This is a genomic window from Longimicrobium sp. (assembly GCA_036377595.1).
GTDB lineage: Bacteria > Gemmatimonadota > Gemmatimonadetes > Longimicrobiales > Longimicrobiaceae > Longimicrobium.
In genome coordinates, this window is the sequence record DASUYB010000004.1 from 1 (window position 1) to 25,115 (window position 25,115).

Here is a 25,115-nt window from a genome sequence, read left to right on the forward strand (position 1 = left end):
CGTTCGCACCGCGTGCACGGCGATGCGCCGCTTTTCTTCCTGGGCAGCCGGGGACAGGGACCGCGCATCACGATTTTCCATGCCCCCAATATATCGCTCCAGTCTGCAATATGCAAACTATTTATCGTCCGGAGTAATAACTTCCTCCGGCTGCACGGGTTCGTCTCGCTGAGATCCATCGACGCCGCGCAACGCGCGTGCCCGGTCCGTATCGCCGCGCGTCTGCAACAAACGGCGCCGGCGCGCGTACGACTCCCCGGCTTGCCATCGGCCGCGGGTGGGCCGAAGTTCCCCGCGCCGAACACACCGCCGAACCCGACGCGTCCGCCTGATGAAGAAGTGCCGCTACTGCGCCGAGGAGATCCGCGACGAGGCCATCATCTGCCGGTACTGCGGCCGCTCGCAGGACGAGCCCGCCACCACCGGCGAGCCGGCCGCGCCCGCGCCCGAGACGCCCGCGGGGGAGGGGCGGAACCGGCTGCTCGTCCCCCTGGCCATCGTCGGCGGCGTGGTGGCGCTGGCGCTGGTCGCGTGGCTGGCGTTCGGGCAGGGCGGCAGGCGGCGCGGCGCGGCAGGCCTCCACGGCGCCGACTCGGTGGCGGTCAGCGACAGCCTGCGCGCGGTGCGCGACTCCTTCCCCGCGTTCGCGGACCTGCCGGACGGGCGCACGGAGAACGCGGCCTCTCCGCCGCCTCCCCCGGCCCCGCCCCCGCCGCCGCCTTCCCCGCCGCCCGCGCGCGGCGACGTGGTGGACCTCCCGGAGCTGAAGATCGGCGCGGGGCAGTACCACTACTACGGCTTCGAGACGAGCGACGACCGCCCCTGCCGCCTGCGCGGGCGCGTGGAGACCACCGCGGGCGGGCGCCACGACACCGACGTGCTGGTGCTGGACCGCGACGGCTTCGCCAACTTCCAGTACAACCGCCGCTTCCAGACGGTGTTCGCCGCGCCGCGCACCGCCGCGGTCACGCTCGACGTGCCGCTCCCCGGCCCCGGCAGCTACTACCTCGTCCTCTCCAACCGCTTCTCCGCGTTCACGGGGAAGATGGTGAAGGTGGAAAACGTGCACTGGGTGTGCGCCGACGACCTGGCCCCGGTGGACACGACCAGCGGCGGGGAGGGTGAGGAGAATCCGGAGGGGTGACGACGGATCAATGCGCGAGGCCCAACTGTTTGCGCCGCATCAGGCTATAGATCCCTCGGGCGCCAAGTCCCGGCGCGGACGAATGCCCGAAGCGGCGCCCTCGGGATGACAGATCAGGATGAGCGGTAGGAGACCCAGCGCCAGCCCTCGACTCAACACCATCGCTATTTCCGGGTTCTATCTTCATATCCCTGCCTTTTGCCCTCTCTCTGATCGAATTCCCTTGACGGGGGGATTGGGGGCGCATACTCTGGAAACGCCTGCTGTAAACGGTTACATCCGCCTCCCCGGGGCACCGTGGTCCGACCGTCCCTCTCCACGTCGGCTGGCAGCGGTTCCGCGCGCGTCACCATCAAGGACGTGGCGCGGGCGGCGGGCGTTTCCGTGGCCACCGTCTCGCGCGTGCTCAACGCCAGCGGACCGGTGGCCGACGACACGCGCGAGCGCATCCACCGCATCGCGCAGGAGCTGCGCTTCATCCCCAACGGCGCGGCGCGCTCGCTCAGCACCCGGCGCACGGGCACGCTGGGTGTGCTTCTCCCCGACCTCTACGGCGAGTTCTTCAGCGAGGTGATCCGCGGCCTGGACCAGGCGGCCCAGGGAAGCGGCTTCCATCTCCTCCTTTCCAGCAGCCACAACGACCGCGACGACATCGAGGCCGCGCTGCGCGCCATGCGCGGGCGCGTGGACGGCCTGGTGGTGATGTCGCCGCACATCGACGCCGGCGTGCTCACGGCGAATCTCCACGACAGCGTCCCCGCCGTGCTGCTCAACTCGCCCATCGAGTCGGGCGACTTCGACACGCTGCGGGTGGACAACTTCGGCGGCGCGCGGGAGATGGTCGCCCATCTGGCCGGCCACGGCCACCGGCGCATCGCGATCGTCTGCGGGCCGGAGCGCAACTTCGACGCGGCCGAGCGGCTGCGCGGCTTCCGCGCCGCGCTGGCCGACGCGGGGATCGCCGCCGAGGGCGCGCTGGAGGTGCCGGGCGACTTCACCGAGGAGGCGGGGTACCGCGCGGCCGAGGCGCTGCTGGCCGCCGATCCCCGCCCCACCGCGGTGTTCGCCGCGAACGACTCGATGGCCATCGGGCTGATCAGCGCGCTGCGCGAGGCGGGTGTCTCCGTCCCCGCCGACATCGCCGTGGCGGGGTTCGACGACATCCCCATCGCCCGCTACCTGACCCCGCCGCTCTCCTCGGTGCGCGTGTCGCCGAACGAGCTGGGCGCGCGGGCGATGGAGCAGCTGGTGCGCGCGGTGGGGGGCGAGAACCGGCACGCCCGCATCCACGAGACGATCCCCACCGCGCTGGCCCTCCGCGGCTCGTGCGGCTGCAACGGGGCGAGCCGCGACGCGCGGTCGCTGCCGCCCTGACGAGCATCACCCTGACCGACCATGATTGGAGCCGGCGTCGCGGCGCCGGATGCGGGTGTGTGGAGGATGTGCGAGATCCTACCTGTCACGGAGGACGTGGACGATGAGAAACGACGTTCGCACGAGGCTGGCCCGCGGGTTCGCGCTCGCCTGCATCCTCGCGCTCTGGCCGGCCGGCGGGGCGGGCGCGCAGACCACCACCGGCGCCATCCGCGGCTACGTGCGCGGCGCGAACAGCGCGCCCGTGGCCGGCGCGCGGGTGACGGCGACCAACACCGAGAACGGGCTGGAGCGCTCCGCCGTCAGCAGCCCCAACGGCTTCTACACCATCCCCGGGCTGCAGCCGGGGCCGTACACGCTGGCGGTGCGGATGATGGGGATGGGCGACCAGTCGCGCACCGTGCGGCTGCTGGTGGGCCAGACGCTGGACCAGAACTTCGACCTGACCACCCAGGCCGTCACCCTGCAGGGGCTGACCGCGGTGGCCGCGCCGGTGCAGGAGACGCGCACCAGCGAGGTGGCCACCAACGTCACCCGCGAGCAGGTGGAGGCGCTCCCCACGCCCGACCGCAACTTCCTGGGCCTGGCCATCCTCGCCCCGGGAACGCAGCTGCAGGGCGACCGGCTGGACGCCACGCGCAAGACCTTCACCGCCGGCGCGCAGAACGCCGAGCAGGTGAACGTCTTCATCGACGGGGCCAGCTACAAGAACGACATCCTGCAGGGCGGGGTGGCGGGGCAGGACGCCAGCCGCGGCAACCCCTTCCCGCGCAACGCCATCCGCGAGTTCCGGGTGATCACCCAGAACTACAAGGCCGAGTACCAGAAGGCCAGCAGCGCCATCATCACCGCCACCACGCAGTCGGGGACCAACCGCTGGGAGACGAGCGGGTTCCTCAACTACCAGCCGGCCCGCTGGTTCGCGCTGGACAGCTTCCAGCTGCGCGACAAGCACGCCAACCCCGGCACCTTCACCCGGCCGGACTTCCGGCGCTACCAGTACGGCGCCAACGCCGGCGGCCCGCTCATCCGCGACCGGCTGTTCGTGTTCGGCTCGTTCGAGCGCAACGACCAGAACCGCGGCACGCGCGTGGCCATCACCCCGCCCACCGGGTTCCCGGCGATCGACTCCATCAACTTCGCCCAGTACAACGGGCTGTTCGACCAGCCGTTCCGCTCCACCCTGGTGTTCGGCAAGCTCTCGTTCAACCACACCGAGCACTCGTTCTTCGAGGGGAGCTGGCACCTGCGGCACGAGAACGACGTGCGCGACTTCGGCGGGCTGACCTCGTTCCAGAGCGCCACGCGCTTCAAGAACGACGTCAACACGGGGATCCTGAAGCACAACTACGCCAACGGCGACCTGCTGAACGAGGCCACGCTCTCCTTCCAGCGCTACCGCTACAACCCCACGCCCAACACGCCGGGGATGGTGAACCGCTTCTTCGGCTTCGGCTGCTGCGCGCAGATCGGCAGCAACATCTCGGTGCAGGACTTCGCGCAGACGCGCATCTCGCTGCGCAACGACGCCACCTGGAGCGGGCTGCACCTGGCGGGCGAGCACGTGATCAAGGGCGGCGGCAACGTCGACTTCCTGAACTACGACATCACCAAGCGCAACTCCGAGAACCTGCGCTTCGTGTACGAGCCGTGGTGGTACAACTTCTCCATCCCCCAGCGCGTCGAGTTCCAGACGGGCGACCCCGACTTCGGCGCGCGCAACACGCAGGTGGGGCTGTTCATCCAGGACGACTGGAGCCCGGTCGAGCGGCTGGTGCTGAACCTTGGCATCCGGTGGGACTACGAGTCCCACATGATGAACTACGACTACGTAACGCCGCGGGCGATCGTCGACTCGCTCACCAAGTACCAGGACCGGCTCTTCCTGCCGCTGGACCCCGACCGCTACTTCACCGACGGCAACGACCGGCACCCCTTCACCGGCGCCTTCCAGCCGCGGCTGGGCTTCTCCTTCTCGCTGGACCAGGAGGGCAGGACGGCGGTGTTCGGGGGATGGGGGATCTTCTACGACCGCACCCTCTTCGACCAGGCGCTGGAGGAGAGCTTCGCGCTGCAGCACCCCAGCTACCGGATCGAGTTCGACACCACCAACGCGCCCGGCAAGCTGAAGTGGGACCCGGCGTTCCTGCAGGGCGGCCCCGCGGTGGTGCAGCAGCTGATCTCCAACCGCGCGTTCAACACGCCCGAGGTCAAGCTGCTGCCGAACGACCTGAAGCCGCCGCGCGCGCAGCACTTCAACCTGGGCGTGCGCCACGCGTTCGGCTCGCTGCAGGCGTCGGCGGCGTACACGGGGGTGCGCAGCAAGAACGTGATGACCTTCTACTGGGCCAACCAGAACTTCGTCTGCCCGCAGCGCTCCTTCGCCGTGGCGGGGTGCTTCCAGAGCCGCGGGATCCCGGGATGGGGGACGATCCTGTTCGCCGACGACCAGGGGAAGACCTGGTACGACGCGCTGCAGCTGCAGCTGGACCGGCCGTACCGCGGCACGCCCGGGCGCGCGGGGTGGGGCGCGGGGCTGGCGGTGACGCTGGCGCGGCGCTACACGCAGGGGTTCAACGACCTGTTCTCGTTCCCCAACCCGGTGGACTATCCCAAGCAGCGCCGCAACGACGAGCCGCTGCGCATCGTGGGCAACTGGGTGGTGGACCTCCCCTTCGCCTGGGGCGTGCAGTTCAGCGGGCTGCTGAACCTGGGCGCGGGCACGCGGCAGGACGTGGGCGGGCGCTTCGACTGCCAGAACGCCAACACCTGCTTCGCGGGCGGCGGCTTCGAGCCGGAGAAGTTCTCGTTCATCATCCCGCACGCCTTCGCGTACCGGAACCTGGACCTGCGGCTGCGCAAGGACTTCGTGAACGTGCGCGGCACGCGCGTGGGAGTGACGGCGGACCTGTTCAACGCCTTCAACTTCAACAACTTCGGGTGCTTCAACGTGTTCGACCGGGCGAGCGACACCTTCGGCCAGGCCGGGTGCACCGTCAGCGACGCGCGCCGCTTCCAGCTGGGGGTGGAGTTCAACCGCCGATGAGCGGGTGAGGAGGCGAGGGACGAAGGCCGGCGGCGGTCCGATCCGCCGCCGGCCTTCTCGCGACGGGTGGGTGGTCGTGGGATTGCGGAGAGGGTGGGGACAATGCGACTGAAGTCGCGGCTACAACTACACGAAGTCCGCCTTCGCGGACTACAAAGTGCGGCGCGGACGATGTCTCGGTGCGCGCGGCCGGCATTCGCACGCAGCCTGCGCAGCAGGCTTCCCAATGTTCCAGCCGCGGGTTTACCCGCCTGTGGGAAACCCGCCCGCCGCGACGATGCTCGCCAGGGGATGAGAACGCGATCAGGGGTGTGGAGATGACGATGCGCGGTGCGATCGGCCGATGGATGGGCGTCCTCGCGACGGTGCTCCTGGCCGCGTGCGCGAACGGGGCGGCGTCGACTTCGCCGGGGCCGCGCGGCGGGGACGAGGCGTTCCTGGACACGCTGCAGCAGCGCACCTTCGGCTTCTTCTGGGAGCTGCAGAATCCCACCACGCACCTGGTCCCCGACCGCTGGCCCACCAAGTCGTTCTCCAGCGTCGCGGCGGTCGGGTTCGGGCTGGCCGGCTATCCCGTCGGCGTGGAGCGCGGCTACGTCACCCGCGCGCAGGCGGCGGAGCGGACGCTCGCCACGCTGCGCTTCTTCTGGACGGCGCCGCAGGGGCCCGCGGCCGCGGGGATGACCGGCCACAAGGGCTTCTTCTATCACTTCCTGGACATGGACACGGGGCGCCGCTTCGAGCGCGTGGAGCTGTCCACCATCGACACGGCGCTGCTGCTGGGCGGAATCCTGGTCTGCCGCGAGTACTTCGACGGCGGCGACGGCACCGAGCGCGAGATCCGCGCGCTGGCGGATTCCATCTACCGGCGCGTGGACTGGCAGTGGGCCACCGTGCGCGCGCCGCTCGTCTCCATGGGGTGGACGCCCGAGGAGGGCTTCCACACCTACGACTGGCGGGGGATGAACGAGGCGATGCTCCTCTACGTCCTCGCCCTCGGCTCGCCCACGCACCCCGTCTCCCCCGACGCGTGGCCGGCGTGGGCGTCCACCTACCAGTGGGGCGAGTACTACGGCCAAGCGCACGTGGGCTTCGCGCCGCTGTTCGGGCACCAGTACTCGCAGCTGTTCATCGACTTCCGCGGCATCCACGACGCGTACATGCGCGGGAAGGGGATCGACTACTTCGAGAACGCGCGCCGGGCCACGCTGGCGCAGCGCGCGTACGCCGCGGCGAATCCCAATGCGTGGGCCGGCTACTCGGCGGAGGTGTGGGGATTGACGGCCAGCGACGGGCCGGTGGACGGCACCTTCCAGGTCGGGGGACGCAGCCGGCACTTCTTCACCTACTCGGCGCGCGGCGCGGACTTCACCGAGGTGCGCGACGACGGGACCATCGCCCCGACTGCGGCCGGCGGCTCCATCCCCTTCGCCCCCGAGATCGCCATCCCCGCGCTGCGCGAGATGCGGCGGCGCTACGGCGACCACCTCTTCCGCCAGTACGGCTTCGTCGACGCCTTCAATCCCACGCTCACGGACGGGAATTTCCGCGTGCAGATGGGGAAGATCGTCCCCGGCGTGGGGTGGTTCGACGACGACTACCTGGGGATCGACCAGGGGCCGATCCTGCTCATGGCCGAGAACCACCGCAGCGGGCTGATCTGGAGGATGATGCGGAAGAGCCCGTACATCGCCGCCGGGCTGCGCCGCGCCGGCTTCACCGGCGGATGGCTGGACGCCGTCCCGCGGTGACGCGCCGAAGCCCGTCCCCGCGCGCGAAGCACATCTCCCAGATGCTGTTGTTGACGGCGCTCGGGGGCGCGCTGTCGTGCGCGTCGAGGGACGACGGGCGCGTCACGCTGCGCTTCTGGGCGCTCGGTGCGGAGGGGGAGAAGGTGCAGGCGCTGGTGGCCGACTTCGAGCGCGAGAACCCCGGGATCCGCGTGGAGGTGCAGCAGATCCCGTGGACGGCCGCGCACGAGAAGCTGCTGACCGCGCACGTGGGAAACAGCACGCCCGACGTGGCCCAGCTCGGCAACACCTGGGTGCCCGAGTTCGCGGCGCTGAAGGCATTGGCGCCGCTGGACGCGCCCGTGGCCGCGTCGCCGCGGACGCCGCGCGCGTCGTACTTCCCCGGGATCTGGGACACGAACGTGGTCGCCGGGCGCACGTACGGCATCCCCTGGTACGTGGACACGCGCGTCCTCTTCTACCGCACCGACATCCTAAAGGCCGCGGGATACGACTCCGTTCCTTCAACCTGGGCGGGATGGACCGAGGCGATGCGGCGGATCAAGCTGCGGATGGGGCCGCGGCAATATCCCGCCCTCCTACCGACCAACGAGTGGACGTACCCCGTGGCGTTCGGGCTGCAGGCCGGCTCGCCGCTGCTGCGGGAGGACGGGAGATACGGGGATTTCCGCGATCCGCGCTTCCGCCACGCGTTCGAGTTCTACATCGGGCTCTTCCGACAGAACCTGGCCCCGAGCGTGGCGAACACGCAGATCTCCAACCTCTACCAGGAGTTCGAGCGCGGGAACATCGCCATGTACATCACCGGCCCGTGGAACATCGGCGAGTTCAGCCGCCGCCTGCCGCCGGAGATGCAGGACAAGTGGGCCACGGCGCCGCTCCCCGGCCCCGACGGCCCCGGCGTGTCCCTGGCCGGCGGCGCCAGCCTGGTGATGTTCCGCGCCTCGAAGCACCCGCGCGAGGCGTGGGCGCTGATCGAGTTCCTGTCGCGCCCCGGGCAGCAGCTCCGCTTCTACCACCTCACCGGCGACCTGCCTGCGAGGCGCGAGGCGTGGGCCGACACGTCGCTGGCCGACAACCGCCACGCGCGTGCCTTCCGCATCCAGCTCGAGCGTGTCGTCGCGACGCCCAAGGTGCCCGAGTGGGAGCAGATCGCCACGAAGGTGGCCGACTACAGCGAGGCCGTGGTCCGCAACGCGCTGACCGTCGACCGCGCGCTGGCCCAGCTCGACGGCGACGTGGACGGCCTGCTGGAGAAGCGGCGGTGGATGCTGTCGCGGGAGAGGACGGCGTTCGCGGCGCCCGCGCCGGAGGGGGCCCTCTCCCTGGCGCTTCGCGCCGGTCCCTCCCCCAAAACCGACTGGGGGAGGGACGGGGGCTCGCTTCGCTCGCGGCTGCTTCGCGCGCGATGGCCAATGCCGGTCGCGAGCACAGAAGCCTCGCCGGCACGTGAGCCTGTAGTCCGCGAAGGCAGACTTCGTGTGGTTGTTGCAGCGAATTCATTCGCCCCACTCACCTCCGCCGCAAGTCCGTTCGCGGGACGGCGGGATGCCTTCGCCGGAGCGCCGCGATGAGCCCGCTCCCCGGCGGGGCGTCGGACATCGACGCGGTGGCCGAGGCGCCGGCCGCGTACGCGGCGGTGTCTCCCCCGCCCCGCCGCTGGTTCGGGCGGCCGAGCCTGGAATCGGCGAACGCGGCGGGATGGCTGTTCCTGGCGCCCGCGCTGGTCCTCATCGGCGTCTTCTTCTTCCTCCCCGTCGCCGCCTCGCTGCTGCTGAGCCTGACGGACTTCGACATCTACGCCGTCGGCGACCCGTCGTACGCGCGCTTCGTGGGGCTGCGCAACTACAGCCGCCTGATCGGCTCGCCCGAGTTCTGGCAGGCGCTGAAGAACACCTTCATCTTCGCGCTGGCCGGCGGGCCGCTCACCGTGGCGGCATCCCTCGCCGCCGCGCTGCTGGTGAACGCGCGGCTGGCGCGCTTCCGCGGCTTCTTCCGCACCATCTACTTCATCCCCTTCGTCACCACCCTCGTCGCCGTCTCCGTCGTCTGGCGCTACCTCTACCATCCGCAATACGGGCTGATCAACTACCTGCTGGCGAAGGTCGGCATCCATGGGCCGGACTGGCTGGGCGACCCGCGCTGGGCGCTGCCGGCCATCATCCTGATGTCGGTGTGGAAGAACTTCGGCTACAACATGCTGATCTTCGTGGCCGGGCTGCAGGCGATCCCCGCGGACCTGTACGAGGCGGCGCAGCTGGACGGCGCCGGCCCGCTGCTGCGCTTCCGCCACGTGACGCTGCCGATGCTGGGGCCGACGATGCTGTTCGTCGGCCTGGTGACGATGATCGGCTACTTCCAGCTCTTCGCCGAGCCGTACGTGATGACGCAGGGCGGCCCGCTCGGCGCGACGACGAGCGTGGTGCTGCTGATGTACGAGGAGGGGTTCCGCTGGTGGCGGATGGGCTACGCCGCCGCGCTGGCCTTCGTGCTGTTCATCGTGATGCTGCTGTGGACGGCCATCCAGTTCCGGCTGCAGCGTCGGGGGGCGGTGGCGTGATGGAGATCTCCAGCGTCGGCCGGGCATTGGGCCGGGCGAATGAATTCGCGGCAACAACGACACAAAGTCCGCCTTCGCAGACTGGGGGCGCGGCTGGGGTGCGAATGGCCGGGTTCGGGCCGGAGGATGCTCCCCACGTGCTGAGTGGCCGCGAGCGCAGCGAGCCCCCGTCCCTCCCCCAGGCTGTTTGGGGGGAGGGACCGCCGCGAAGCGGCAGGGAGAGGGCCTCCGCGCGGCGGGAGCACGGTAGATGGGGACGGAGATGCGAACGGAGGCGCGCATGAAGCCCCGCGCCGCCGTCTGGCTCCTGCACGCCGCGCTCATCCTCGGCGCCATCGCGGCGATGCTGCCGATGGCGTGGATGGTGATGGCGTCGCTGATGCCGACCGGCGAGGCGAGCACCTATCCCCCGCGCCTGGTCCCCTCGTCGGTGACGCTCGCGCACTACGGCGACCTGTTCACGCGGCTGTCGCTGGGGCGGTACATGCTCAACAGCGCGCTGATCGCCTTCGCGGTGACGGCGGTGTCGCTGGTGATCAACTCGATGGCGGGGTACGCGTTCGCCAAGCTGCGCTTCCGCGGGCGCGAGAAGGCGTTCCGCGCGATGGTGACGGGGCTGATCATCCCCGTGCAGGTGTCGATGCTGCCGCTGTTCCTGCTGATGAAGCAGCTCGGCCTGGTCAACACCTACTGGGGCGTGATCATCCCGTCGCTGGCCAGCATCTTCGGCATCTTCCTGATCCGCCAGTACGCCGTCTCCGTCCCCGACGAGCTGCTCGACGCGGCGCGCATCGACGGCGCGGGCGAGCTGCGCATCTACACTTCCATCGTCCTTCCCGTCATCCGCCCCATCCTGGCCACGCTCGCCATCTGGACTTTCCTGACCACGTGGAACGATTTCATGTGGCCGCTGGTGGTGCTGAGTGACCAGTCGAAGTACACGCTTCCCGTCGCGCTCGCGTCGCTGGTCGGCGAGCACGTGCAGGACACGGAGCTGATGATGGCCGGCTCGGTGCTGACGGTGTTTCCCGTGCTGCTCGTCTTCCTCGTCCTGCAGCGCTACTACATCGAGGGCGTGATGCTCGGGAGCGTGAAGGGATGAGACTTCAGGGGACAGGGGATGAACAGGGGACGGCAGGCGGGCCTGGTCCCGGGCGAGGGAATTCGCGGCAACAACAGCACGAAGTCGCTGCGCGACTGACGCCGTATATCCGCGCGAGGAGCCGACATCCGGGCCGCACTGAGTTCTCCCCTCCCCTGCGCAGCGGGGGAGGGGCCGGGGGAGGGGGCCGCCCCGCGGCCGCGCGAATGCTCGCCGCGAAGCTCTCGCTCCCCCTCGCTTTGCTGTTGCTCGCGTCCGCACCAGCGCCGGCGCAAACGCTCGCCCAACCCCGCGTCCTCGACGACTTCGAGTCGATCGCACCGTGGCGGTCGGCGCCGTCGGATGGCGTCTCGCTCGCGCTGGCGGCGGACGCGGGGCACAGCGGGCGCGCGATGCGGATGGACGTCGACTTCCACGGCGGCGGGGGATACGCGGTCGCGCATCGCGAGCTGCCGCTGGAGCTGCCGGAGAACTACGAGATCTCGTTCTGGATCCGCGGCACCATCACCCCAAACAACCTCGAGTTCAAGCTGATCGACCCCACCGGCGACAACGTCTGGTGGGTCAACCGCCGCGACTTCGCGTTCCCCAACGGCTGGACGCGCGTGGTGATCAAGAAGCGGCAGGTCTCCTTCGCCTGGGGCCCGCTCGGCGGCGGCGAGCTGCGGCGCATGGCCGCGCTCGAGCTGGCCGTCACCGCCGGCAGCGGCGGGCGCGGGAGCGTGTGGATCGACGACCTGCAGATCGCCCCGCGCGAGCCCGTGCGCCCGTACGACCTGACGCCGTCGGTGAGCGCGACCTCGTCCGCGCCCGCGCATCGTCCCGCGCTGGCGATGGACTCCGCGGCGGCGACGGCGTGGCGCAGCGCGGCGGACGGGGCGCAGGCCGTCTCCATCGACTTCCTGCGTGCGCGCGAGCTCGGCGGGGTGACGATCGACTGGGATTCGCTCGACTTCGCGCGCGACTACGCGGTGCTCACCTCGGCCGACGGCGCGCGGTGGGACACGGCCTGGACCGTTGCCGGCGGCGACGGCGGGCGCGACTACGTCTATCTCCCCGAGACCGAGGCGCGGCACGTCCGGCTGGCCCTCGCGCGCAGCAGCCGCGGGCGCGGATACGGCGTGCAAGAGATCTCCGTCAAGCCGCTGGCGTGGTCGGCGTCGCGCAACGACTTCTTCGCCGCCGTCGCGAAGGACGCGCCGCGCGGGTCGTATCCCCGCTATCTCCTCGGCGAGCAGTCGTACTGGACCATCGTCGGCGTGGACGGCGACAGCGCGGAGTCGCTCGTCAGCGAGGAGGGGATCGTGGAGACGAGGAAGGCGGGGCCGTCGCTGGAGCCCTTCCTCCTCACCCGCGGGCGGCTGGTGACCTGGGCGGACGGCCGGGCCACGCAGTCGCTGATGGACGGCTATCTCCCCATCCCCTCCATCCGCCGCGAGGCCGGGGCGCTGGCGCTCACCGTCACCGCCTTCGCGACGGGAGATCCGGGCCGATCCGAGCTCTTCGTCCGCTACCGCGTGGAGAACCGCGGGAGGGAGATGGAGACGCCGACGCTCTTCATCGCCCTGCGGCCGTTCCAGGTGAACCCGTCCGGCCAGTTCCTCAACGGCTCCGGCGGCGCGGCGATCGTGAAGCGGATCGAGTGGAACGGCTCGATCGTCCGCGTGAACGACACCATCGCCATCGCCGCCGCCACGCATCCGTCCGCGTTCAGCGCGGCGACGTTCGACAACGGCAGCCTCGTCGACGCGCTGCACCGCAACCAGCTCCCCGACGCGCGGGCGGTGCGCGACACCTTCGGCGCCGCGTCGGCCGCGCTGTCGTATCCGCTCACCATCCCCGCGGGCGGACACGCGGACGTGTGGCTGGCGGTGGGGATGCATCCCGGCGTCGAGCCGGAGATCTCGGACTTCCAGAGGCCCGACGTGCGCGGCCGCGGCGAGGCGGCCCTGTCGCGGACGGCGGACGAGTGGCGCCGCAAGCTGAACCGCGTCGCCATCACCCTCCCGCCGCAGGGGCAGCGGATCGTGGACGCGATGCGCAGCAACCTGGCGTTCATCCTTATCAACCGCGACGGCCCCGGCATCCAGCCCGGCTCGCGCAGCTACGAGCGCTCGTGGATCCGCGACGGCTCGCTGACCTCGGCCGCGCTGCTGCGGATGGGGCACGCCGACGAGGCGCGCGCGTTCGCGGAGTGGTACGCGCCCTTCCAGTACGCCAGCGGCAAGGTGCCGTGCTGCGTCGACCGCCGCGGCGCCGATCCGGTCCTTGAGAACGACAGCCACGGCGAGCTCATCTACCTCGTCGCCGAGATCGCGCGGCACACGGGCGACCGCGCGTTCCTGGAGCGCATGTGGCCGCACGTGCGGTCGGCCGCCATGTACATCGACTCGCTGCGCCACCTGCGGATGACGCCCGAGTACCAGGCGCCGGAGAAGCGCGCGTTCTACGGGCTGCTGCCGGAGTCCATCAGCCACGAGGGCTACTCGGCCAAGCCGATGCACTCGTACTGGGACCAGTTCTTCGCGCTGCGGGGACTCAAGGACGCCGCGTGGATCGCCGCCCAGCTCGGCCGCCCCGACGCCGCGCGGTACGCCCAGTTGCGCGACGCGTTCGAGCGCGACCTGATGGCCTCGTTCCGCGCGGCGATGGCCATGCACCGCATCGACTTCCTCCCCGGCTCGGTGGAGCTGGGGGATTTCGACGCCACCTCGACCACCGTCGGCGTGGCGCCCGGCGGCGAGCAGGACGAGCTGCCGCACCCCGCGCTGGAGCGCACCTTCGAGCGCTACTGGGAGCAGTTCGCCGCGCGGCGCGACGGGCGGCAGCCGTGGGACGCCTACACGCCGTACGAGTGGCGCACGGTGGGCACGATGGTGCGGCTGGGCTGGAAAGAGCGCGCGCACCAGGCCATCGACTGGTTCTTCACCACGCTGCGGCCGCGCGCGTGGAACGGCTGGGCCGAGGCCATCCACCGCGATCCGCTCTCCACGCAGTTCCTGGGCGACCTGCCGCACGGGTGGGTAGGCTCGGACTTCATCCGCTCGATGCTGGACCTCTTCGCCTACGAGAGCGACGACGACCGCGCGCTGGTGATCGCCGCCGGCATCCCCGCCGCGTGGGTGACGGAGGGGCCGGGCGTGGCCATCCGCGGCCTCTCCACGCACTTCGGCCCGCTCGGCTACGCGTTGCGCGCGAGCGGCGATGTCGTCCGCGTCGAGTTCGATCCCGGCCTCCGCCCCCCGCCCGCCGGCCTCGTCATCCGCAACCCGATGGAGCAGCCGATCAGGTCAGCGACGGTGGACGGTCGCGCGGTGGCGGTTGGGGATGGGCGCGAGGTGCGGGTCGCGACGGTGCCGCGGGTGGTGGAGATGCGGTATTGAGCTGGGCAAGCGCCGGGGTTGGCCGGGGCGAATGAAGAATTCACTGCAACAACAGCACAAAGTCCCTTCGGGACTGCAGCCGCGGCATTCGCGAGACGCGCCGACATTTGCCCCGCGCTGAGTTCTCCCCCGCCCCTGCGAAGCGGGGGAGGGGGCCGCCCGCGGCCGCGCAAATGTGCGCTCCCAGCGCCGAACCCATCCCGGCGCTGAGTTCCACCCTCCCCCCAGTCGGTTTTGGGGGGAGGGTCGCGCGAAGCGCGGGGAGGGGGGCCTCCGCGCCGGGCGAGCACCGAAGTTTCTCGCAGCGGAGAGATGCAGACGAACAACCCTCTCCCGGTACGGGAGAGGGTGGCGAGCCTAAGCGAGCCGGGAGAGGGCGGGATGCCGGGGAATGCGCAGATGCCGGCGAACGTGCCGTATCAGGCTCTCGGGAGGTTCAGCTCCCCCCGTCGTACAGCGCGCGGCCGCGGGTGCGGATCACGTCGGCGTAGAAGCGGGCGCTGGACTTGGGGGTGCGGGCCTGCGTCTCGTAGTCCACGTGCACGATGCCGAAGCGCTTGCTGTAGCCAAGGCTCCACTCGTAGTTGTCGAGCAGGCTCCAGGCGAAGTAGCCGCGCAGGTCCACTCCGGCATCCATCGCCGCGCGGCAGGCGCGCAGGTGGTCGCGATAGTACGCGACGCGCAGGGGATCGTCGATCCGCCCGTCCACCGGCTTCGGCGGATCGTAGAAGGCGGCGCCGTTCTCAGTGATGTAGAGCGGGAGATCTCCATACCGCTCCTTCACCCACGTGAGGAGGTCGGTGAGCGCGGGGGCATGGACTTCCCACCCCACGTCGGTGTAGGTGTGGCCCGGCTGCTTCACGTAGCCATTGCGCACGGGGAGGTTCGACGGATCGTTCTTCGTCACCCCGCGCGTGTAGTAGTTGATCCCCAGGAAGTCGATGGGCTGGCGGATCAGCGCCATGTCTTCCGCGGAGTGCTCGGGCCACGCCTCGCCGAAGATCTCCGCCATCTCGTCGGGGTAGCGCCCGTGGAAGACGGGGTCGAGGTACTGCCGGTTCATGTACGCGTCCGCGCGCCGCACCGCCGCGTGGTCGGCGGGGTCGTCGGAGGCGGGGACCTTGGGCTCGAGGTTGACGACGATGCCGATGCGGTTGCGGCCTTCCGCGCGGTACGCCTGCACCGCCGCCCCGTGCGCGCGCAGCAGGTTGTGGCTGGCGATGGGCGCCTCGAACAGGCTGCGGTGCCCGGGGGCCAGCGCGCCGTGCAGGTAGCCGCCGTCGGTCACCACCCACGGCTCGTTGAGCGTGGCCCACATCTTCACCCGGTCGTCCAGCCGGCGGAAGACGGCCTGCGCGTAGTCGGCGAACCAGTGCGCGATGTCGGGGTTGAGCCAGCCGCCCCGGTCGTCGAGCGCGGCGGGAAGGTCCCAGTGGTACAGCGTGGCGTTGGGGGTGATGCCGTGCTCCAGCAGCTTGTCGACCAGCCGGTCGTAGAAGCCGAGCCCCGCCTCGTTCACGCGCCCCGTACCGTCCGGCCGGACGCGTGCCCAGGCGATGGAGAAGCGGTAGGCGTTCAGCCCGAGATCGGCCATCAGCCGCACGTCGCCGGCGTAGCGGCGGTAGTGGTCGCAGGCCACGTCGCCCGTCTCCCCCTCGTGCGTGCGCCCCGGCGAGTGGCTGAAGCGCTGCCAGATGCTGGGGCCCGCGCCGTCGGCCAGCGGGCTGCCCTCGATCTGGTACGCGCTCGTGGCCGCGCCCCACAGGAAGTCGGGAGGAAATTCGCGTGACTCGCTCATCTCAGGCACCGGGAGACTCATGGCTCGCGTAACGCTCGACCGCGTCCGCAAGGTCTATGAAAACGGTTACATCGCCGTGCACGGAATCACCCTCGCCGTGGACGAGGGTGAGTTCGTGGTGCTGGTCGGGCCGTCGGGATGCGGCAAGAGCACCACGCTGCGGATGATCGCGGGGCTCGAGTCCATCTCCAGCGGCACGCTGCGGATCGGCGAGCGGGTGGTGAACGACGTTCCGGCGCGCGACCGCGACATCGCGATGGTGTTCCAGAGCTACGCGCTCTACCCCCACATGACCGTTCGCGACAACCTTGCATTCGCGCTGAAGCTGCGCAAGCGCCCGAAGGGCGAGGTGGCCGAGCGCGTGGCGAAGGCCGCCGAGATGCTGGGGCTGGAGCCGCTGCTGGACCGGCGCCCGGCCGCGCTCTCCGGCGGGCAGCGGCAGCGCGTGGCGCTGGGACGCGCATTGGTGCGCGAGCCGCGCGTCTTCCTCTTCGACGAGCCGCTCTCGAACCTCGACGCCAAGCTGCGCGGCCAGATGCGCAAGGAGATCACCACCCTGCACCGCCGCATCGGCGCCACCACCATCTACGTCACGCACGACCAGACCGAGGCGATGACGATGGGCGACCGCATCGTGGTGATGAACGCCGGCCGCGTGGAGCAGGTGGGCGCGCCGATGGAGCTCTATCGCCACCCCGCGAACCGCTTCGTCGCGGGTTTCCTCGGCAGCCCTTCGATGAACTTCGTGCCCGGGCGGGTGACGAAAGGGGACAGGGGACAGGGGACAGGGGACAGGGGGGATGGTGGTGGCGGCCTCGTCTTCCGCTCGCGGGACGGCGCCCTCCAGCTGCCGCTCGGCCGATCCGCCGCGGCGCTGGGGGATGGCGATCGCGACGTGGTCCTCGGCATCCGCCCCGAGGACGTGCGCCTGGGCGACGGTGCGGACCCCGCCTCTGCCGCGCGCGCCACGCTGACGCTCGACGCCGCCGAGCCGATGGGCAACGAGACCATCGTCTATCTTCGCGCGGGCGAGGACGAGATCGTCGCGCGCGTCCCCCCCGCCGACCTCCCCGCGCCGGGCCAGCCCGTCGCCGCGTCGTTCGACCTTGCCCGCCTCCACTTCTTCGACGCGGAGACGGGGACTACGTTATCAGGCGCGCAGTGTACCCGGTAATCCAAAGTCCCCGGACTGTACGGTGCTCAGCTATGCACTGATCCACGAACGAGGTGCTATGGCTTTAGAAACAAAGGATCTGATCACTCTGGGGCTATCCAGCTTCGCCCTGGCGATTTCGGTGTTGAATTTCTACGTGCAACAGATTCGGAAGAGAGACAGGTTGATTGGTTCTCTGCTCTCGGTGTCAGTTCACGAGGGACGATTCAATTCGGTAGCGGAGTACTCTCTGAGTAATGTTGGAGATACTCAATTGGTGCTAAAAGAAGCGCGAATGGTCGGAGAACCTGATCCCGAGGTCTTTGGCGGTCAACCACTTCTTCCCTGTGCGATCGAGAACTTGCCCTGTGTGCTCAAACCCGGCGAAGTGGTGGTGATCTCTATCCAGTATGATCGTGGTCAAACCAGCAATCACGACCAAGTTTTTGTCGAGTTTGTGATACTGAGTGCCAAGGGGAAGTACTACCAACTGCCCCATGTGCTAATATCGAAAGATCATGGATCGGCCTCGTGGGAGACGTTTCGGCTGCAATCGGGGCACGCACCGAGGCCAATGCGGACACTGCTCAAACGTCGAAAGCTCACGTGAAGTTCGTGAACGTATCGGATAATCGGGTACACGCAGATGGGCCTACGAACTGCTCATTCGATATCGAAAGCCATGCGCAGATCAACACGGGTTGACCGCGCTCGTGGTGATCCCCGCCCTCACCGGGTGCGCTCGCGGGGAGGCGCTGCGGCTCCCCGAATCTTCGGTGCCGCTGTCGCGCGAGACGCTCGCCGGGCGGTGGATCATGCGACGCAGCATGTTGGTGAAGACGGACGGTTCACCGTCCGCGACGCATCGGCGCTGGTGGGAGTCGGGATCTCGTCCGTCGATCTCCCCCGCCCCGCCGAGCGCCCGAAACGCATCTCCGCTCGCCGCGTGCCCTGCCCGCCCGCATCCATGCTCTACCCGGGCGGGGGAAAGTGATGTGGCGCCGCGCCTGAGCATCTCCGCCACTTCTCTCTCAATGATGATGACCAGGATCAAACCGCTCCAGATCATCGCCGCGCTCGCGGGGCTGATCGCGATCGCAGGGTGCGACTGGAACTGGGGCGTGGACATCGTGGGTCGCCCGGCGGAGGAGCTGGAGCCGAATCCGACCGTACGCTGGGGCGGCGTGGTGCTGGCGCCGGAGCACCGGGCGATGCGGAACCCGCGGAGCGACGTCGAGAAGGTCTCCGAGATCGCCTGGCCGCGCGTCGCGCAGGCGCCATCGCCCGAACTGGGCGCGAGGATCGGCGCGGCGCTCGATCTCCGCTCCGTGCTCGGCTTCTCGCTGGACGATCATCGCAGGGAGATCGAGCGCGACGAATCGCTGGACGTCGACATCTCCTACTCCGTCCCCTTCCATCGCGAGAACCTGCTCGACGTCTCGTTCCTCTACGTGACGCAGGGAGGCGGCGCCGCGCGCATCAACCAGCGCGACGTGCTGCTCGATCTCCGCACCGGGCGCCAGCTGCACGCGCGGGACCTCTTCGTCGCGTCGCGCATGCCCGAGCTCGCGCGGCTCGTGGACGAGCGGATGCAGGCGGAGATCGCGGCGGCGCGCGCCCGCGGCGGGTGGTCCGATGCCGATTTCCTCGACGATGCCGGCCGGCTGAAGCACTTCGGCCCCGCCGACCTGGAGCGCTTCTCCCTCGGCGACCGGGGGATCACCTTCTCGTTCGAATTCGAGCCTCCACCCTACCAGCGCCTTCCCGGAGACTACCTCCTCACGTCGGCCGAGCTCCGTCCCTTCCTCCGCCCGGACGGACCGCTCGCAGCCATCGTGCGCTGACGCCGCCACGTTGCCGCCGGGTCCGTCCGGGAGCGTATATTGATGGCGATCGTATCGCCGTAACCGACCACATCCCCGTCCGCATGCAACCGTCCGAGCTGGCCGGCATCCTCGATTTCCTGCGTGCCGCCGAGGCGCTGAAGACCGCCGTACGCAGCGGCTGGACGTCGGCGGGTGAGCCGGAGAGCGTGGCCGAGCACACTTGGCGGCTGTGCCTGATGGCGCTGGTGCTGCACCGCGACTTCCCCGACGTGGATTTCGCGCGGCTGATCAAGATCTGCATCATCCACGACCTGGGCGAAGCCATCGGCGGCGACGTGCCCGCGCCCGTGCAGGCGGCGCGCGGCACCGGCAAGGCCGCCGACGAGCGCCGCGACCTGCTGCAGCTCTTGGCGCCGCTCCCCCCCGCCGCCCGCGACGAGATCACCGCGCTGTGGGACGAGTACGAGGCGGCCAGCACGCCCGAAGCGCGGCTGGCCAAGGCGCTCGACAAGCTGGAGACCATCCTGCAGCACACGCAGGGCGCCAACCCGCCGGACTTCGACTACCGCTTCAACCTCGGGTACGGCCGCCAGTACACCGCCGGCCACCCGCTCCTCGAGCAGGTCCGGGCCATCCTCGACGAGGAGACGGAGCGGCGCGCCCGGGAGGTTGCGGACGCGAGCCTCCAATGAACTGTATTTGATGACAAGCCTTTGTGTGAGGAGAATTTTTTCGAGTCCACAGCCATATTTAGCAAGGAGTTGCGTTAAATGCCTAGACGAACCGAAGGAGTCAGGAGTTTGGTAGAGGAAGTGTTGAGAACCTTTCGAAAACCATACTCGGAGGATGTTACAGATCAGGTTTGTAACGCAATTGAAAGGAATCCCGAGTGGCTTGCAACGTATCACTCGCTCGTTAAGGAGCTTACCAGAGACGTGGTGAACAACTGGATTGGCGAGTATGTAAAAAGTGAAGTAGGGGGCCGCCGCATTCGGCAAGTCCGTGCATCAGGCCGCCTGCTCACCTCTTACTCGAAGCTCGGTTTCTAACTCCTGAAGATGGCAATTCGAACATGGCGAGAATAGCGGTGGCGCATGAGCGTTGAGAGTTGTCGACGAGATGTGCTCAAGCATCAGCAAGAGATTGCCCGGCTTCAGCAGCAAAAAGCCCGGGAATCGAGTAGTGCCGCCTCAGAGACGGCTAAAAGCAACTCAGCTTCAGAAGCAGCACGTCGGGCAAGCAGTGCATCTACGCTGCAGTCGAAGCTGCGTGAGGCTCAGAAGCACACCGAAGCTGCCACACGTTTCCAAAAGAAGGTCGCCGAACTCGAAACGAAGATCGCGCGAGAACAGGCGCGCCTCCACGATGCTCAGAAACGCCTGGATGCAGAAGAAGTTCGGGAGGCGAGACAACGCGCACAGAAGCAGGAGCGTACCTCGCAGGAACAAGAGCGACGGATGAAGGCGTTCTCGACAAAACTTACACAACATGAAAAGTTGCATGCCGTGGCGCTGAATGCGATCGCGAAGCTTGAGAACCCTCCGGAGAAAATTACTGTCTTATTCTTGGCGTCTAATCCTGTTGATCAGAAGCAACTCCGATTAGACGAGGAGGTTCGCGCCATTGGCGAAATGGTCCGCAAGTCAGAACACCGCGATGCTGTGGACCTCCAATCGCGCTGGGCTGTGCGCCCATTGGACGTCTTGCAGGCCATCAACGAGTGTAAACCCACGATTGTGCACTTTAGCGGTCACGGATCGAATGAGGATGAGATCGTCTTCCAGGATAATGCTGGGCATGCGAGGGTGGTTTCGAAAGAGGCAATCGTGCAAACGATGGCTGCGGGATCCGATGATATCCAACTCGTGTTCTTCAACACCTGCTATTCACGCGGCCAAGCCGAGGCTGTGGTAGAGCATGTTCCCGCCGCAATCGGGATGAACACATCCGTCGGCGATGTCGCCGCCCGTATCTTTTCAGCGCAATTTTACTCTGCATTGGGCTTCGGGCTATCGATTGGGCTTGCTTTCCGTCAAGCAAAAGCAGCACTGATGCTCGAGAACATACCTGAGGAATCCACGCCTGAGTTGTTCGTTATGAAGGGTCTGGATGCCGAGCAACTTGTGCTCGTGAAACCTGTAGAACGAGCTTTCAGAAGTAGTACGCCGCCAGCAGCATAACATCGTCACGTTCGGACCGAACCGGTCACGCTGATCGAGCCAACTGCGAGCCGGCGTTAAGTGATGGAGTTCTCCGACCCCCGTCGCTCCCGCCGCGAGGTGGAGGCGCTGCCGGAGGACGAGTACTTCTGGGCGCTGATGGAGCCTGCGTGGGGTGATGCGGCCGGCGGCACGCCGGGCCAGCGCCTGCTCGCGGTGACGACGTACTTCGTGCGCGACGTGGAGAACGGCGGCCATCACCAGGCGATCGGGAACCGCGACGCCGACGAACTCGCGGAGGTGGTCGCCGCGTTCGAGCGGCTGGGTGCGGCCGGGCACGCCGAGATCGTCCGCCACGCCTCCGAGCTTCTTCTCGGCCGCAACCCGCCGCACGATTTCGATCTGCGCCGCGCGCTCCTCGACCGCCACGACGGCGAGTGGATCGACGACCACATCGGCCCGCTCGACGAGCGCATGTACGACGAGACAAAGCTGCACCCGAACTTCCGCGCCTACATCGCCGCCCACCCCGACGAATTCTTTCGCGACTAGATGGACGAGTGGTTCAGCAGGATCCGCGAGGGCGGCCACCTTCCGCCGGAGACTTCCAACGCGCTGGCCGAGCTGGGCTTCGCGGTGATCCCCGGCCCGGTGTCGCCCGACGCGCTCCGCGATCTGGCCGCAGCGTACGACGCGGTGATGGCGGCTGCAGAGGGGACACCCGACCACAGAGTCGGCAGCACGACGACCCGCCTGTTCGACCTCGTCAACCGGGGCGCCGCGTTCGACCCGCTCTACGTCCATCCGCCGCTCCTGGAAGCGGCGGCGCGGGTGATCGGCGGACCGTTCCGGCTGAGCTCGATGCTCGCGCGTACGCTGCGTCCGGGCACCGCCACGCAGGAGTTGCACGCCGACCTTCCGCGCAACGACCCTGCCCGGCCGATGGTGGGCTTCATCTTCATGCTCGACCCGTTCCGCCCCGACAACGGCGCGACGCGCGTCGTCCCGGGCTCGCACCGCTGGCCGCAGGTGCCGGAGGACGTCCTGTCCGACCTCTCCGCCGCGTACGACGGCGAGGTGCTCGCGTGCGGGCCGGCCGGCGCGATGCTGGTGTTCGACGCATCTCTGTGGCATGGGCACGCGGCCAACACGTCCGGCGCGCCTCGCCGCTCGATCCAGGGCTATTTCATCCCGCGCGGCGCTCCCTCCGGGTTCGACTTCCCGTCGCGCATGCATCCCGAGACGCTCTCCCGGATCGGCCCACTGGCCAGGTACGTGCTTTCAGTCGGCCAGTGAGGGATGCTTGCCGTTAGCCACCCATCGGCCTTTGCGATGATCGGCTCTCCCGTCGAATGGTCTGAACACTCTGGCCCGATTAGATTACATTGGAGAACATGCTCAGCCCGCGTGAGTCAGCTCTGGCAAGGAGGCTCGCTTGCAACACGCGTATCGCGTTCACAGCCAGGTATCCGAAGATGGCAGTGTGAGGCTGGAAAACCTCCCCTTCCAAGCGGGTGCGGAAGTGGAGATCATCGTCCTTGCGGACGAGCGGCGCGCGCGTGAGGAGCGCCGGTACCCTCTTCGCGGGAAGCCTGTAACGTTCACCGATCCGACTGAGCCTGTGGCTGAGTCGGATTGGGGTGTGCTCCAGTGATCGTCCTTGATACACACATTTGGATCTGGTGGGTGCACGAGCATCCTGATCTCACCACAGCACACAAACGAGCCATCGATGAGAGTGAGCCCTCAGGACTGGGATAAGCGCCATCTCGTGTTGGGAGGTGGCGAAGCTGGTGGAATACGAGCGCCTGGTTCTGCCCTGCCCTACCCTGGAGTGGCTGAACCAGGCGCTGTCGTATCCTGGCGTGCGGCTGCTGGAACTTTCACCGGAGATCGCCGCTGATTCGACGCAGCTACCGGGAGAGTTCCACAAGGACCCCGCAGACCAGATCATCGTCGCAACCGCTCGGATCCATGGTTTCCCGTTGCTGACAGCTGACCGGAAGATCCTCGCCTACCCGCACGTAGAGACGCTGTAGGTCATCGCCCGACTCCGAGATTACGCAATCACCAGCGCCTGCAGCGTGCGCATGTAGGCGTCCACGTCGAAGCGGTCGGGGTCCATCACCACCTGGAGGGCGCAGCCTTCGATGAAGCCGGCCGCCACGCCGGCCAGACCCTCGGCGCCGATGCCGCCGAAGCGCTCCGGCTCCGCGTCGACAACGGCCTGCGCGAGCGGGCGGAAGGCGTCGCGGTAGCGGTCCAGCGCGGCGCGGATGGCGCGCTGCACGCCGGGGTGGCGCGTGCCCATCACCCAGAAGTCGAAGAACAGCTCCACGCGCTCGCGCTGCCGCGGCAACGCCTCCACGTCGCGGCGGATGGCGCTCAGCATCCACTCCGACGCCGTCCGCCCCTCCAGCAGCTCCGCCACCTCGGGCGCCACCAGCGTGATCTCCAGCAGCCATTCGAGCAGCGCCACCACCAGCGCGTCACGGCTGCCGAAGTGGAAGAACACCAGCCCCTTGCTCACCCCCGCCTCGGCAGCCACGGCCTGCGCGGTCAGCCCCGTTAGCCGCTCGCGCGCGGCCACGCGGTAGGCGGCCTTCAGGATCTCGAGCCTGCGCTGCTCCTCGGGTGCTTTGCGGCCGGGCATGGGGATGGAATGAGGATGGGAGGGAGGAAGGAAGATAAAGTGCCTGACGGCGGCCGATGACCGGCGGATGAAGCCGCAGCAACAACCACGAGAAGCCTCGCAAACTGCGCGAGGCTTCACCCGCAGCCTGCGCAGCAGGCTTCCCAATGTTCCAGCCGCGGCTTCAGCCGCCCGGTGCCGCGCCCGAGGGCGCAGGTCTGCAATGCAAGCGGGGGCGCCGTCCGGCACCCCCGCTGTCGTTTGTCTGCGTTACGCCGGGCTGAGTTGCTCCGCCAGGCGCACGCAGACGGCTTCCAGCACGATCTGGCGCGCGCGCTCGGCGATCTGGTCCAGCGAGGGGGTGCGGGCCAGCGTGCGCTCGGCGTACTGGCGCACCTCGTCCAGCGTCGGCAGCTCGGGGAGATGCACGGTCGCCAGCGCGGCGGCGGCATGCGTGTGCGCGCTGCGGAGCGCGGCACGGACGTCCTCCAGCTGCGGCGCATGCGCCAGCGCGGCGTGCACCTGCGCGGCGATGCGGTCCGCCGGGAAGGCGGCGGCCAGCTGGTGCGCCACCTTCTCCACCACCGCCGCGCCCAGGCGCCGCTCGTTGCGCACCACCTCGGCCGGGGGCTCGCCCAGCTCCCACACCAGGCCCGCCCACGACAGCATCTTCAGCGCATAGAACGTCGGATCGACCTCGTACCAGCGGAACCCCTGCCGCGTGGAGCGCTGGTAGGCGTGGTGGTTGTTGTGCCACCCCTCGCCCAGCGTGATCAGCGCCAGCCACCAGTTGTTGCGGCTGTCGTCGCCCGTCACGTAGCGCTGCGTTCCCGTCACGTGCGCCAGCGAGTTGATGAAGAAGGTGCCGTGGTACAGCAGCACCGTGCTCCAGAAGAAGCCGACCACCAGCGCGGCCCATCCCCCGAGGGCGAAGCACGCGATCGCCAGCACCGTGGCCGGCAGGTACGGGTGCCGCTCCAGCCACATCAGCTCCGGATACTTCGTCAGGTCCGGGACCGCGTCGTGGTCGGTCTCGGCGTGCTGCCGCCGGAAGATCCAGCCGAGGTGCGAGTACCAGAAGCCGCGCAGCCGCGGCGAGTGCACGTCCTCTTCCGTGTCGGAGTGCCGGTGGTGGTGGCGGTGCTTCGCCGCCCACCAGAGGATCCCGCGCTGCGCCGAGCTCTGGG

The 25,115-nt window shown here is 68.8% G+C and carries 19 protein-coding genes; 16 read left to right on the forward strand and 3 right to left on the reverse strand.

The features are described from left to right. Positions 1–331: 331 nt before the first annotated feature. The 8 genes from VF092_00495 (at position 332) to VF092_00530 (ending at position 14,360) form a co-directional block, all read left to right on the forward strand. The gene (locus VF092_00495; protein ID HEX6745760.1) at positions 332–1,144 is read left to right on the forward strand and encodes a hypothetical protein; all 813 of its coding nucleotides are present in this window, start codon (positions 332–334) and stop codon (positions 1,142–1,144) included. Positions 1,145–1,441: 297 nt separating this feature from the next. Further along, the gene (locus tag VF092_00500; protein HEX6745761.1) at positions 1,442–2,518 is read left to right on the forward strand and encodes a LacI family DNA-binding transcriptional regulator; all 1,077 of its coding nucleotides are present in this window, start codon (positions 1,442–1,444) and stop codon (positions 2,516–2,518) included. Positions 2,519–2,621: 103 nt separating this feature from the next. Continuing rightward, positions 2,622–5,564 carry a TonB-dependent receptor gene (locus VF092_00505; GenBank protein ID HEX6745762.1) on the forward strand — a complete coding sequence of 981 codons (2,943 nt, stop codon included), beginning with the start codon at positions 2,622–2,624 and terminating at the stop codon, positions 5,562–5,564. Positions 5,565–5,881: 317 nt separating this feature from the next. Then, the gene (locus tag VF092_00510; protein HEX6745763.1) at positions 5,882–7,315 is read left to right on the forward strand and encodes a glucoamylase family protein; all 1,434 of its coding nucleotides are present in this window, start codon (positions 5,882–5,884) and stop codon (positions 7,313–7,315) included. A 41-nt stretch (positions 7,316–7,356) separates the two neighbouring features. Further along, on the forward strand, positions 7,357–8,889 hold the full coding sequence (locus tag VF092_00515) for a sugar ABC transporter substrate-binding protein (protein HEX6745764.1): 1,533 nt from the start codon (positions 7,357–7,359) through the stop codon (positions 8,887–8,889). After that, positions 8,886–9,875 carry a sugar ABC transporter permease gene (locus tag VF092_00520; protein ID HEX6745765.1) on the forward strand — a complete coding sequence of 330 codons (990 nt, stop codon included), beginning with the start codon at positions 8,886–8,888 and terminating at the stop codon, positions 9,873–9,875. Before VF092_00515 ends, VF092_00520 begins: the two co-directional genes overlap by 4 nt. A gap of 280 nt (positions 9,876–10,155) precedes the next feature. Continuing rightward, positions 10,156–10,977, forward strand: a complete 822-nt coding sequence (locus tag VF092_00525; protein ID HEX6745766.1) for a carbohydrate ABC transporter permease — start codon at positions 10,156–10,158, stop codon at positions 10,975–10,977. Between the two features lie 206 nt (positions 10,978–11,183). Beyond that, positions 11,184–14,360 (forward strand): discoidin domain-containing protein, encoded by a 3,177-nt coding sequence (locus tag VF092_00530; GenBank protein HEX6745767.1) that lies wholly within the window; start codon positions 11,184–11,186, stop codon positions 14,358–14,360. A gap of 436 nt (positions 14,361–14,796) precedes the next feature. On the opposite strand, the gene VF092_00535 is transcribed toward VF092_00530, so the two are convergent. After that, positions 14,797–16,158, reverse strand: coding sequence for a GH1 family beta-glucosidase (locus VF092_00535; protein ID HEX6745768.1), 1,362 nt, complete (start codon positions 16,156–16,158; stop codon positions 14,797–14,799). Between the two features lie 19 nt (positions 16,159–16,177). Between VF092_00535 and ugpC the strand changes: the two genes are divergently transcribed. The 8 genes from ugpC (at position 16,178) to VF092_00575 (ending at position 23,335) form a co-directional block, all read left to right on the forward strand. Continuing rightward, positions 16,178–17,332 (forward strand): sn-glycerol-3-phosphate ABC transporter ATP-binding protein UgpC, encoded by a 1,155-nt coding sequence (gene ugpC / locus VF092_00540; protein HEX6745769.1) that lies wholly within the window; start codon positions 16,178–16,180, stop codon positions 17,330–17,332. Positions 17,333–17,354: 22 nt separating this feature from the next. Beyond that, entirely contained in the window at positions 17,355–17,921 is a 567-nt protein-coding gene (locus tag VF092_00545) for a hypothetical protein (protein ID HEX6745770.1), read from the forward strand. A gap of 430 nt (positions 17,922–18,351) precedes the next feature. Continuing rightward, positions 18,352–19,155: a hypothetical protein gene (locus VF092_00550; GenBank protein HEX6745771.1), complete on the forward strand. Its 804-nt coding sequence runs from the start codon at positions 18,352–18,354 to the stop codon at positions 19,153–19,155. A gap of 83 nt (positions 19,156–19,238) precedes the next feature. Next, the gene (locus tag VF092_00555; GenBank protein HEX6745772.1) at positions 19,239–19,829 is read left to right on the forward strand and encodes an HD domain-containing protein; all 591 of its coding nucleotides are present in this window, start codon (positions 19,239–19,241) and stop codon (positions 19,827–19,829) included. 429 nt (positions 19,830–20,258) lie between these two features. Further along, positions 20,259–21,317 carry a hypothetical protein gene (locus VF092_00560; protein HEX6745773.1) on the forward strand — a complete coding sequence of 353 codons (1,059 nt, stop codon included), beginning with the start codon at positions 20,259–20,261 and terminating at the stop codon, positions 21,315–21,317. 63 nt (positions 21,318–21,380) lie between these two features. Next, positions 21,381–21,848, forward strand: coding sequence for a DUF4375 domain-containing protein (locus VF092_00565; protein ID HEX6745774.1), 468 nt, complete (start codon positions 21,381–21,383; stop codon positions 21,846–21,848). Beyond that, entirely contained in the window at positions 21,849–22,592 is a 744-nt protein-coding gene (locus tag VF092_00570) for a phytanoyl-CoA dioxygenase family protein (GenBank protein HEX6745775.1), read from the forward strand. 470 nt (positions 22,593–23,062) lie between these two features. Further along, the gene (locus VF092_00575; GenBank protein HEX6745776.1) at positions 23,063–23,335 is read left to right on the forward strand and encodes a type II toxin-antitoxin system VapC family toxin; all 273 of its coding nucleotides are present in this window, start codon (positions 23,063–23,065) and stop codon (positions 23,333–23,335) included. A gap of 20 nt (positions 23,336–23,355) precedes the next feature. Here VF092_00575 and VF092_00580 read toward each other — a convergent pair whose 3' ends face one another. Both VF092_00580 and VF092_00585 read right to left on the reverse strand, forming a co-directional pair. Then, positions 23,356–23,949 carry a TetR/AcrR family transcriptional regulator gene (locus tag VF092_00580; GenBank protein ID HEX6745777.1) on the reverse strand — a complete coding sequence of 198 codons (594 nt, stop codon included), beginning with the start codon at positions 23,947–23,949 and terminating at the stop codon, positions 23,356–23,358. Between the two features lie 249 nt (positions 23,950–24,198). Further along, on the reverse strand, positions 24,199–25,115 hold a 917-nt coding region (locus VF092_00585), incomplete at its 5' end, for a fatty acid desaturase (protein ID HEX6745778.1).